The sequence below is a fragment of the Synechococcus sp. R8-2 genome (assembly GCF_047461715.1).
Taxonomy (GTDB): Bacteria; Cyanobacteriota; Cyanobacteriia; order Thermostichales; family Thermostichaceae; genus Thermostichus.
In genome coordinates this window covers 1-1,911 of the sequence record NZ_JANSHQ010000567.1, presented here as the reverse complement: position 1 = coordinate 1,911, position 1,911 = coordinate 1, and the positions used below count along the sequence as shown (strand labels likewise).

The following is a 1,911-nucleotide window of genomic DNA, read 5'->3' as shown; positions in this document are numbered from 1 at the left end:
GACTCCGCCCCGCTGCCGCGAACAGGGTGCCGGGGCTGGCCAAATCGTCCGGGGATATAGCCGAAGGTCGCTTTTTTCCACTGCAAGCGCTCTGGGTCGCAGCGGCGGTATTCCGGCAGAATAGTGAAAAAATCTTCGTACAGTTCCAGCAGGGATCCGGGGTTTTCCGGATGCACCTGGTGGTAGTGGAACAGGTAGAAGGTGAGATCTTCGCCTGGCCCGGGGAACAGCTCCCAAATGAGTTGCCGACCGCGGCTGATGTCCCCATGGCTGGCCAGAATGTCCCCAAATTGGGGATCCCATACCCCCGGCTCAAACCCCCCCGCAATGGTAGCCCCCACCGTGGGGCAGACGCTATCAAAAGCCCGATGGCGGTAAAGCTGCTGGGCAATGGGAGAGACTGTTCCCATAGCATCCACCACAAGGCGGGATCCCAGCTGAAACTCCTCGCTGGTGGGCAAATCCTTCAAAACCAGCGTGACGCCTTGTTCGCCAACATAGGCCCGCTGAAACTCGGTGCGCTCGTAGATAGCTCCCCCGCAGGAAGTGAGAATTTGGCCACAGAGCTGCAATAGCTTTTCCGCGTCAATGGCCAGATTGAGTACCGTCGGCGTGTGCAAAACGGGAGCGCGAACCGGGCTATTGCCGTCAAAAAACTTGTTGAACCCATCCGTGTATTCCCGCAGGATCAAGCTCTCCATCTGCTCGGCGCTCAAAAGGCCCAAATCCACCAGGGTTTGCAGCTCCCGCCGGGAGATGTTCCACTCGCGGTTCATGCGGCCAAAAGGGAGTCGCTCCACCAAGGCCACGCGGTAGCCCAAGCGAGCCATGGCCGCTCCATAGATGGCTCCCAGCGCTCCTCCCACGATGGCCAGATCCCACTCCACTGGGGCCGGCTCAGGGCCAGGCTGGCGAAACAATACTGGCTGAGCAGGGCGGTGGGCTGCGTGGCAATGTTGCACTTCTTCCCGCCAGCGCTTTTCCCACCAGTACACCCGCTGCAGGTCAAATTCTCCATTGGGGATCCGCCGAAAATACTTCACCGTTTGCGGGTAGAAAGGCTCAAGCTGATCGAAGATGGATCCCCGGTTCAGGTCGATCTGGGGCAACTGCGGGTAGCGGTGGGGAAATTGGCTTTGAATGGCCTGTTCCAGCTCTCCCAGCCAGCGAGCTTGGCGGGGGAAGGGCTGCTCCGACCACTGGAACACCTTGAGATAGGTAGTGTTCAGCCCCGACCACAAGAAAAGGGCCAGCTCAGCGCCGGATCCCTGTAGGCGCAGGCCCGTGGGGGTAAGAACCTTCTGGCTGCCTTGGGGCAGGGGGATACACTCCTGTAGCCAGCGCAGCACTTGAGCACTATCGGGGCAAGGGATCTCGCGGTAGTAAAGGGAAGTAAGCACGGCGCCGAGATAAGAAACCGAGCAAATCTTTACCCATTGTGACATGAGGGGATCCCTCCCTTTGCCGATCCCAGGGATCACCCCCTACCCAGGTTTCCCCCCAGCTGCAGATCTGCAGGGGTGTTGCAATTGGTGAGCATCCTCTCAAGGGACTCCGTCCCGCTGTCGGGAACGGTCAGGGGCAGGATGGCTGTTGGCACCTGGGACAACCAGCCCTGAAAGGATCTTCCTCCTGCCTGCAAGAAACTCTCCAGAGAACCTAGCTGCGCCAGGCGATAGAAGCCACACAGGGGCTCCCAGCCCCGCTGACTTTTGGGCAGGGCGGCCACCGTCTGAGGGGGCAGGGTGGCAAGGCGCTGTCGCCAATCCCCAAGAACCTGCTCCTGCAAGCAGGGCAGATCGCAGGCCAGCAGCAGGATCCACTCCGGGGGAACGGCCAGGGTTTGCAGCCGCCGGATCCCCTCTTGAAAGGCCAGCAGCGGGCCTCGGTGTTGCTCTGCAACGCTGTCGC

General features: G+C 60.7%; 2 protein-coding genes. Both read right to left on the bottom strand.

The features are described 5' to 3' along the window. A partial coding sequence (locus NW819_RS12525) for a flavin-dependent dehydrogenase (RefSeq protein ID WP_414413946.1) occupies positions 1-1,400 on the bottom strand: 1,400 nt, incomplete at its 3' end. A 77-nt stretch (positions 1,401-1,477) separates the two neighbouring features. Beyond that, positions 1,478-1,911: NTP transferase domain-containing protein (locus tag NW819_RS12520; protein ID WP_414413945.1), on the bottom strand; the 434-nt coding region annotated here is incomplete at its 5' end.